Annotated in this window: 8 protein-coding genes and 1 pseudogene; 2 read left to right on the top strand and 7 right to left on the bottom strand. The window is 29.6% G+C overall.

The window, feature by feature from the left end; translation table 11 throughout:
- Positions 1–32: 32 nt before the first annotated feature.
- Positions 33–275, top strand: a complete 243-nt coding sequence (locus BUB36_RS20700) for a helix-turn-helix domain-containing protein (protein ID WP_084112122.1) — start codon at positions 33–35, stop codon at positions 273–275.
- Positions 276–524: 249 nt separating this feature from the next.
- Here the strand turns inward: BUB36_RS20700 and BUB36_RS17520 are convergent, their stop codons facing one another.
- The 5 genes from BUB36_RS17520 to BUB36_RS17500 form a co-directional block, all read right to left on the bottom strand.
- Entirely contained in the window at positions 525–2,420 is a 1,896-nt protein-coding gene (locus BUB36_RS17520) for an OPT family oligopeptide transporter (protein WP_073153289.1), read from the bottom strand.
- Positions 2,421–2,633: 213 nt separating this feature from the next.
- Positions 2,634–4,088 (bottom strand): aminoacyl-histidine dipeptidase, encoded by a 1,455-nt coding sequence (locus BUB36_RS17515; RefSeq protein WP_073153287.1) that lies wholly within the window; start codon positions 4,086–4,088, stop codon positions 2,634–2,636.
- A gap of 14 nt (positions 4,089–4,102) precedes the next feature.
- A complete protein-coding gene (locus BUB36_RS17510) occupies positions 4,103–4,447 on the bottom strand; it encodes a hypothetical protein (protein WP_073153284.1) in 345 nt (114 codons plus the stop codon).
- 1 nt (position 4,448) lies between these two features.
- Positions 4,449–4,808: a PqqD family protein gene (locus tag BUB36_RS17505; protein WP_073153281.1), complete on the bottom strand. Its 360-nt coding sequence runs from the start codon at positions 4,806–4,808 to the stop codon at positions 4,449–4,451.
- 260 nt (positions 4,809–5,068) lie between these two features.
- Entirely contained in the window at positions 5,069–6,967 is a 1,899-nt protein-coding gene (locus BUB36_RS17500; protein ID WP_073153278.1) for an OPT family oligopeptide transporter, read from the bottom strand.
- Between the two features lie 277 nt (positions 6,968–7,244).
- On the opposite strand from BUB36_RS17500, the gene BUB36_RS17495 reads away from it, so the two are divergent.
- A complete protein-coding gene (locus tag BUB36_RS17495) occupies positions 7,245–7,931 on the top strand; it encodes a TetR/AcrR family transcriptional regulator (protein WP_073153275.1) in 687 nt (228 codons plus the stop codon).
- A gap of 139 nt (positions 7,932–8,070) precedes the next feature.
- On the opposite strand, the gene BUB36_RS17490 is transcribed toward BUB36_RS17495, so the two are convergent.
- Together BUB36_RS17490 and BUB36_RS17485 are read right to left on the bottom strand one after the other, a co-directional pair.
- Positions 8,071–10,131 carry a hypothetical protein gene (locus BUB36_RS17490; RefSeq protein WP_073153272.1) on the bottom strand — a complete coding sequence of 687 codons (2,061 nt, stop codon included), beginning with the start codon at positions 10,129–10,131 and terminating at the stop codon, positions 8,071–8,073.
- Between the two features lie 160 nt (positions 10,132–10,291).
- Positions 10,292–10,585, bottom strand: a pseudogene (locus BUB36_RS17485) (IS4 family transposase); the annotation flags it as partial.

Raw genomic sequence — 10,585 nt, 5'->3', positions numbered from 1 at the left:
GAGATAATAAAATTATAAAAGCCTGACCCTATATATGTAATTATATAATACAAAAAATTTGTGAGCACTATAAGATTGAGCCGAAAGAGTTATCTAAAAAAACAAGAAAACAAAAAATAGTTGATGCAAGAAAAACATTAATATTACTTTCAAAGGAGTACAGTGATATATGTAATAAAGATTTGGCTGAGGAGTTAAATTTAGCAGAATCAACAGTTTCAAATATATTATCGGATGAGAATAATAAGAAGTTAATTGAGATAATAAAATTATAAAAGCCTGACCCTATATATGATGACCCTATATATGCTACTATATATGCTACAGCAAAGCGCTCTATAAGACCTTTTGTAGTTGGAATAAATAACTGGCTCTTTTCTACTTCAACTACAAATTGCCTGAAGATTTACAAGTTATAAAGAAAAAATGGAATATTTTAAAATTTAAAAATATATGCAAATGTTTCAGATTACGTGTTCTAGCCTGACACCTTCTTTATATAAGTACACCTCATTACTAACTTCCTACACTTCTTTTAAAATAGAGAACTTAACAAGAGTAAAAGTTAATATTGTAAAAAATATCAATGCTCCGATTTGTCCAATATGAATATTTAAAGCAAGATCTATTTCACGCCAAGCAAAAACTGCTAATGCTATTCCAACTAAACCTTCTCCTGCTATTAATCCCGATCCATAAAGAATGCCTGAATTTATCTTTGCTTTAATAATATCATCTTCTTCATCAACTAATTTTAATTCTTTATCTAATATTCCTCTAATGAACCCGCCAATCATAATAGTTGAACTTAGATGAATTGGTAAGTATAGACCTATAGCTACAGGAAGCACTGGTAAGCCTAGCACTTGAATAGCTATGCCAATACCCACTCCTACAAATACAAAAATCCAAGGCAAATGACCTCCTATAACTCCTTCAACTACTAAACGCATTAATGTTGCTTGTGGTGCTGGAAGTTCATTAGAACCAAAACCCCATACATTATTTAGTAAAGTAAGCACAAATCCAATAGCAAATGCTGACGCTAGTACCCCAAGAAGTTCACCGTATTGTTGCTTATATGGCGTTGCTCCAACTAAGAAACCTGTTTTTAAGTCTTGAGAAGTATCTCCTGCCATTGAAGTTATAATACATATGATAGCTCCAACAGTTAAAGTTCCAATCATTCCCGCATGGCCATCATTTCCTGTAGCTTTAAATATTATTGCGGTAATAATTAAAGTTGCTATAGTCATACCAGATACAGGATTCGATGAACTTCCTACTAAGCCAACTATCCTTGCTGATACTGTTGCAAAGAAAAACCCAAATATAGCAATTAATAGGGCTCCTCCAAAGCCTACTGGTATAGCAGGTAACATCATCATTGCTAATATTACTAACAAGCTCCCTATAAGTACGATTTTCATAGACATATCTCTATCAGTTCTAACGTTTCTGTTTCCACCTATTCCTGAGGAATAGTCCTTAATAGCGTCTTTAAATGTTTGAAAAATCAATGGTAAAGATTTTATTAAGCTGAAAATACCTCCAAAGGCTACTGCTCCAGCCCCTACATAACGTATATAATAGTCCCATATTCCCCAATATCCAAGTTCTTTTATTGGAACTGATGCTGGATATATTATTACATCTCCCATTGAGCCAATATTTGCAATAAGTGGTATAAGTCCTAGCCATCCTATAATAGCACCTGCAAGCATAAATCCAGATATTCTAGGTCCAATAATAAATCCTACACCTAATAAAGCTGGAACAACGTCTGCACCTATAGCTGTTCTAGTATATCTACTAATAGTTGTTTCTATCCTACTTGGAAATAATTTTAATCCATCAGCTATAAATTTATACAATGCACCTATACTTAATCCTGTAAAACATGCTTTAGCCTTTTCGCCACCTTCCTCACCTGCAAGAAGAACTTCAGAACAGGCAGTACCCTCTGGATAGGGTAAAATTCCATGCTCATTAACTATTAGAGCCTTTCTAAGAGGAACCACAAAAAAAACCCCTAATATACCACCACAAAGAGCAATGGCTGTAATTGTTAGTAAATTTGGAACACCCATATTCCACTCTTCAGTCCATATATACAATGCTGGCAAAGTAAATATTGCACCTGCTGCCAAAGATTCACCAGCTGAACCTATTGTTTGAACCATGTTATTTTCTAAAATCGATTCTTTTTTCAATATACCTCTAATAAGCCCCATAGATATTACTGCAGCTGGTATTGATGCACTTATTGTCATACCTACTTTTAATCCAAGATAAGCATTTGCAGCCCCAAATACGACTGCTAATAAAATACCTAAGAATATTGATGTACCCGTAAATTCAGGAAGCATCTTATCTGCAGAAATGAAAGGAGTGAAATTATTCTTAAAATTTTTATTCATCAAAACTCCTCCTATTTTGATGTTTAAGATATCCTTACCTAATAAATGAAGATATAGCTTTATAATTATTTGTCTACAAAAATTATACCGATTAATTCTAAACAATGCAATTATATATAATAACTACAGTGTATAAAGTTAAACCTTCCATTCTTTTTTAGAATAGAAGGTCATTGATATAATTAAGTGATAAGCATGGTTTCATAATAATAACTATTTAATTCTTTTCAATACTTTACATAGAAAATCAAAAACACGTTTTGTTGATGATACGCTTAAATGCTCGTTCGGTGTATGAGCGTCATATAGATTCGGTCCAATAGAGATCATATCTATATCGCCAACCTTTTCTTTTAATAATCCACATTCTAATCCTGCATGTATTGCATCTACCTTTAGTTCTTTGCCGTACATATCTCTATAAACATCTTGCATTAAGTCTCTTATAGGTGAATTTACCTTGTATTCCCATTCAGGATAATCGGCTATAAGTTCCATATTAGCACCTGTAAGGTCGCAAATATTCTGTATTCTATTATTAATCTCAATCTTTAAAGTTTTTATTGAACTACGAACAGAACTACTAAAAGATATCTTATTTTCGCTAGTTGTCAATACTCCGATGTTATTTGAACTTTCTACTAGTCCTTTAATATCTGCACTCATTGTTTGAACACCATTTGGAATTAATCTTAATATGCTTATTAAAGATTTTTTAGTTTTTTTGCTAAATACTTTATTTGGTTTTTCTACCTTATCTAAAAAAACTTTTATATCAGGATCAGCAGTTTTGAACTCATTTGAAAATACTTTGTTATAATTAGTAATAATATTTTCTAGCTTTTCTTTATTTTCAGCATCTATTAAAATGATTGCATCAGCTATTTTAGCAATGGCATTCATCTTCTCTCCACCACTAATATTTGCAATATCAATATTAAATTCTCTATTAATAGAATCTAAAATTCGTCCTAATAGTTTAATGGCATTTCCTCGATTTTTATCTATTTCCATACCTGAATGTCCACCAAGTAGACCTCTTATAGAAATCTTATATGCACTCTTACTTGCGTTTGGAAATTCCCAGTCAATTGGTAAATGAATTAAATTGTTTACTCCTCCTGCACAAGAAGATAGTGCAATTCCTTCTTCTTCAGAATCTATATTGATTAAAATATCTCCTGAAATATTGTCAGGATTTAATTTAATAACACCATCCATTCCTGTTTCTTCAGAAACAGTAAATAAAGCTGTTAAGGGTGGATGAGGTATTTCATTTGATTCTAAAATAGCCATTATCATAGCAATAGCAATTCCATTATCAGCACCAAGAGTTGTTCCCTTTGTTTTTATTATATCATTTTCTAAAACTAAAGGGATAGGATCTTTTTCAAAATCAAATTCCAAATCCTCCCTTTTAGCACATACTATATCCATATGTCCTTGAAGTATAACTCTAGGCGCATTTTCATATCCCTTTGTTGCAGGTTTATTGATTATTATATTTAAACACTCTTCTTGAATCACATTTAAACCTAGTTTTTTAGCAAATTTCACCAAAAAATCGCTAACTTCCTTTTCATTTCCTGAACCTCTAGGAATACGAGTTAAATCTTCAAAATGGCTAAAAACCGATTCAGGTGTTAAATTTTTTAGAATTCTTTCCATCCTTGCTATCACCTCTATTTTAATATAAAATATTTTTTATTTTTTCTCATTTGCTCTGTGATTAATCCTTTAGCAACCATATTTTTTAATAATTTCCGACATACTAGTTTTGAATCAATCACTTTAATTTTGTCTTTACTCCAAAATAAAGATGCTTTAGTACCTTTAACAATTTCTTCTATCTCCATAATAGATAATTCTTTTTTATTTTGAAGTTCTTTAATAATTATTGATTCCACATTTCTATACAACTTGCTTACTAATTCTTGTTTTTTTCTTTGTTGTTTTATCATTCCCCAAGAACCTAAAAAAGCAATAGTTAAAGCAAATAGCAGTGTTTTAAATATAAAATCAAACATATTAATCCCTTACTCTTTCTAAAATAATAAATTTATTATTTCTTAAAATATTTATATAGGTTCCTAATCTTTCATATAAAGGATCTACTTCTTTTCCAAATTCATCTTTTAATATTTCTGCAATCTCTCTAATATTCTTTTTTCCATCAATTGAATTCCACACACAACTTCCTATGGCATCCAAATCAATACGCATAACTTTAGGGGTTTTAAAAAAAACACGAACTAATTTGTCTAAAACACCTTCCCTAGGAATAATTATCTGAACTAGTCCATCTTCGTTTAACTGCCATTTTTGAGAAGTCTTTTTTATTGGAATAAGTTCTAAAAAATTATCATTTTTTTTTATCTTTTTATTCATAATACACCTCTATATAAATAAGTACTAAAGGGGATAAAATATTATCCCCTGAGGCTGTTGAAAAAATCCAATTTCTTCGTTGCTACTGAAATCTCCGTTGCTCACTTGCAACTCTAGCAAGCTCCGCTACTCGATTTCAGTACGCCTCGAACTTGAACATTTTCAAAAGCCTCTCATCAGCCTCTCATCTTGTTGAGTTTTTCAACAATCTGAGGGGATAAAATATTATTCCCCTCTTCTAAATTTATTTTAATGCTTTTCTAATCTTTTTTCAAAACAGAAAACTTAACTAATGACAATGTTAATAATGCAAAGAATACTAATGCACCAATTTGTCCTAAATTAACATTTAGAGCAACTTTCAATCCTGCAACAGCAAAGATTGCAAGTAGAATACCTACAAGACCTTCACCAGCTATAAGTCCAGATGCATAGAGTATTCCAGAATCTATTTTTGCTTTGACACCCTTATCTTCTTCGTCATTTTTTTCTAATTTCTTATCTAATATACCTCTGATAACTCCACCTACCATAATTGGTGTACTTAAATGGATTGGCAAGTATAGACCTATAGCTATAGGAAGAACTGGTAAACCCAATAATTCAATTGTTACTCCAATACCAATTCCTGTAAATACTAATGCCCATGGTAGATTACCACCCATAACTCCTTCGATTACTAAACGCATTAATGTTGCTTGTGGTGCTGGAAGTTCGTTAGAACCAAATCCCCATGCTTTATTAAGTAAAGTTAATACAAGTCCGATTGCAAGAGCTGATGCTACTGCACCTATTAATTCACCATATTGCTGTCTAAATGGTGTTGCTCCAACCAAGAAGCCTGTTTTTAAGTCTTGAGAAGTATCTCCTGCCATTGCAGCTATAATACAAATGATGGCTCCAACAGTTAAAGTTCCAATCATTCCAGCATGTCCATCATTTCCTGTAGCTTTAAATATTATAGCGGTAATAATTAATGTTGCTATAGTCATACCTGATACAGGATTTGATGAACTCCCTACTAAACCAACTATCCTTGATGATACTGTTGCAAAGAAAAATCCAAATATAGCAATCAATAGGGCTCCTCCAAAGCCTACTGGTATAGCAGGTAGCATCATCATTGCTAATATTACTGCTAAGCTTCCTATGAGTACAATTTTCATAGACATATCTCTATCTGTTCTAACACTTTTATTTCCTCCAACTCCTGAGGAATAGTCCTTGATAGCGTCTTTAAATGTTTGAACAATCAAAGGTAAAGATTTTATTAAGCTGAAAATACCTCCAAAGGCTACTGCTCCAGCCCCAATGTAACGAATATAGTAGTTCCAAATATCACCATGACCAAGCTGATTAATTGGTATTGATGCTGGATACATGATTACATCACCCATTGAGCCAATATTTGCAATAAGTGGTATAAATCCAAACCACCCCAAAACAGCACCTGCTAGCATATAAGCAGATATTCTAGGTCCAATAATAAAGCCTACACCTAGTAAAGCTGGTAATACATCTCCTCCAATTGCAGCGCCTTTATATCCTGGTATAGAAGTTTCTATTTCACTAGGGAAAAGCTTTAATCCATCAGCTATAAATTTATATAATGCACCTATACCTAACCCTGTGAAGCATGCTTTAGCCTTTTCACCACCCTCTTCACCTGCAAGAAGCACTTCAGCACAAGCTGTACCTTCTGGATAAGGTAAAACTCCGTGTTCATTAACTATCAGAGCTTTTCTAAGAGGAACCATAAAAAGAACTCCTAATATACCACCACAAAGAGCAATGGCTGTAATTGTCAGTAAATTTGGAGCACCCATATTCCATTCTTCAGTCCATATATATAACGCTGGTAAAGTAAATATTGCACCTGCTGCTAAAGATTCACCAGCAGAACCTATTGTTTGAACCATGTTATTTTCTAAGATTGATTCTTTTTTTAGTATACCTCTAATAAGACCCATAGATATTACTGCAGCTGGTATTGATGCACTTATTGTCATACCTACTTTTAATCCAAGATAAGCATTTGCAGCCCCAAATACGACTGCTAATAAAATACCTAAAAATATTGACATACCTGTAAATTCAGGAAGTATCTTATCTGCAGAAATGAAAGGCTTAAAATCCTGTTTGTTAACAGTTTTATTCATTTATAAAACCCTCCTTGATTTAATTTTTTAAAATTGAAACATTTTTGTAACTTTATTCTTCCGGAAGATTTTATTTTGAAAAGACTGAATACTCACAATATTCAAATGCGGTTTTCCAGTCTACTTCAATCAAAATAAAAGGCACAGTTTCAACTTTGAGCTTTGTTGTCCACATTATAACAATGAATTTTCTGAAATGTCAAATATAAAAAAAATTTAGACAAACAAAAAAAAGTATGATATAATCTACCTACCGTTAGGTAAAGGAGGTGTTTCTTTGACTACAAAAAATAGGATAATTAATTCAGCCATAAAAAATTTTTTAGTTTTTGGATATGAAAAAACTTCACTTTCTTTAATAGCCAGTGAAGTTGGTATCAAAAAACCTTCAATTTATTACTATTTTAAAAACAAAGAAGAGCTTTTTATTTTTTCAATTAACCATATTTTAGATTCTGTAGAACAAGAAATAATAAATTCTATTAAAAAAGTAGATACTTCAAAATTGATGTTAGAAAGCATATTTACTTGTATGATAGAATTTAATAGCAACTTATCTCTATTGATTGGTAATGATTATAATAAACCTATTAATATCCTTAATCTTTTTCATTTGGCACGCAATAGATTTTCTTCTCTAAGTGAAAGAATTGATAACTATTATAATTTCTTAGAAACAACTATTTTAAATATAATAAAAATAGGACAAAATAATAATAAAATAAGAAAGGATTTAGACGATAAATCTTTAGCAATAAAAATTATAGCATGGTTTGAAGGTCTTTTTATGCTTTCTACAATTTATTCTTCTTTTAACATTAATACTATCCGTCAAAGCTTCTATGATAATATGTGGAAAATGATATCATGTGAAAATGAATATATACCTCCCAAAAAAGAAAAGAAAGGCTTTTTCAAAAATAAATCAAAGCCTAAAACTATATCCCTTGGTACAAAATGGTGATGTTTTATAGATATTCAATTATTTACTAATAAATTTTAACTTTTTAGCTTGAAAATTCCTTCTTTATTAAGGCACAATTTTATTTACATACTGTTCAAATATTTATACTGAGTCTTAATGGCAATTATAGGTCTATTTTTTATTTTAGATATTTCTCTTTTATTTCATCAAGACTCATATTAGAATTTAGATAATTTCTTTTTAAAATAATCCTAACTTCTTTTTCAGTATCTATTTTATTTAAGTGTTTATTAAATATATTACGTATTTCAGAGGTTATTTTTTCATTTATACCATTTTCAATTATTTTTACAATACCAGATTTTCTATCACTATATCCATATTTTAAAGGAAAACAGTAAGCATTTTTGATATCATTTTGAATCACATAGGTGTTTAATCCTGAAAGCATAAGTCTTTTATTTATTATATATTCTAAATCTTGATTATTCATGGAATCCATTTCATCAATAATTTTTATAATACTATCTTTTATTGTATTTTCTATATTGGTTTTAGATGAAACTAATTCTTTAAATAATTCATCATATAATTTTTGTTTTAGAGAAATGTCTTTGTCATTATGGTTTATATATATATCCATAACTTCTTCTTCATTAACAAGAGGATGCAATTTATTATGATTCAAAATGTTTGCTATTTTTATTTCTTTATCTTTATATCCTTGATTAGTTAATTCATCCATTTCATTAGCAAATTTCATAATATATTCTTTTTTACATTCAATTATACTGTCAAGAATTAAATCTAATATAATAGTATCTATATTTTCTGGCTTAGAAGCTATTATTTTATTAATTTCTGATGTGTTTAGATATTTTTCATATTCCTTTTCGTTGTTTAAAGAAACGGTTACACCTTTAATTATAACAGGTAAATTATACTCACTTTCTTTAATAATCTTTAAAATTCTATCATCCAGCTTACTTTTCTTTAATACTTCCCTCAAATGTTCTATAATAGACTCAAAAGCAGTTTTATATCCTAAATCTTTATAATTATAATAAGCATAGGCTATATCTTCAGGAATTATGTATTGTTTAATATCACTTATTCTATAGTCATAAACAATATCTAAAAATTCTTCATATATTTCATCGGAATTTCTTATGCTAATTTCTTTATAATCCCTTTCAATTTCTACTACAGATTCAAGTATGCAAACTATCTCATCTAGTATAGCATCTATTTCTTCTTTAGAATATGAGAACTTTATCTGAGTAAAAATCTCCGATTGTATTGCGTCTTGTTTTGTCTTATATCCCATAGAGGAATATTTAGCAACATTAGCTATAGCATCGTCTAAATTCCAGCTATGGCCTATATTATTAGCACTTAAGATTTCACTTATGTTGTTTGCACAATCGTAATACTTATTATAATCTATAGCTTCGATAATTTCATCTGCAATATTCTCTATTCTTTCTTTAAATTTCTTTTCATTTTTCTTTATGATTATTTCATCAAATAATAATTTTACTCTTCTATTGTGATTTTTTGTTCTCTTTATTAATTTGACTAGATCATTAGAATCTATAGAATCATTCAACTGGTGAGCCATAATATATTCGTCGAGTATTGTTTTTATGTGGTCATAGTTTTTTGAATTTCCTATCCTTTCTACTACATTATTAAGAGAAAAAGCTAACTGTTTTTTAGTATTATAATTTTCTATTATGTCTGATATGTATCGATAGATGTCTACAGAAGAAAATTTATCGTCTAATTTCATTATTTCATATTTACTAATTTCATTATCAAGCTTATAAAATTTTAATAAAGTATCAATTTCATCAATTCTATTTATTGGATTTTTATCTTCAAAATATAAATCTTCTACTTTTACTTCTATAGTATCTAATAAATCTCTAGTAATCATATCTGTCCATCGTTTTTCTTTATTGTAACTATCAATATTTATAAGAACCTTTGGAGGGTTTATATCACCCGTATCTAATTTATAATTATCAAATAGATTTTGAAGCTTTTCTTCTTTCTTAGAGTCATCCATAGAAGAATTTAATATATCTATTGCGCTGTCACATATGTTTGTATATAATTCAATAAACTCTCCTTTTTCAAAAATATCATCACATATTTCGTCATCAATGGCAAAGGTACTATAAGGTATTAAATTAATTAAAAAAATGATCATAAGTATGTAGCGTATTTTTTTCATTATATCTCCTCCATATATAAGGTGTTAATATTCATAATGATAATTATATCATATTACAACCATAATATTACCATTATATTCTTACTTAAATAATATTCCTGATATCGGGGTAGGGGTAATTAAAGCAAAAGGTGTAAACTTTTTTTATTTAGTAAATAGCTCAACTTTCGCAGCACAAAATAGCCAGCTTTTCCTTTAAAACAGTAGGTAGCGAAGCTATAAAATAGTTCATAAACTCATTTAATTGTTTTTTTGTAAGCGATAGCTTTTCAGTTAAAGCATCTTTTAATAAATCTAAGATTAAGCTGATGGATTCAAAGAATTTAATATCTTCCAATTCATCACAACAAAGATAAAATAATCTTCCTAGTGAACGATGGTCAGCACTCTTTCTATTTTCTACAGATAACATGATGTATCTTGTAAATACAATGGTTGTATGAGCTATCATACA

The organism is Paramaledivibacter caminithermalis DSM 15212 (assembly GCF_900142245.1).
In the GTDB taxonomy this organism is placed as follows: Bacteria; Bacillota; Clostridia; order Peptostreptococcales; family Caminicellaceae; genus Paramaledivibacter; species Paramaledivibacter caminithermalis.
The sequence above is the reverse complement of the archived record's forward strand: the minus strand, read 5'-3'. Positions and strand labels throughout refer to the sequence as shown.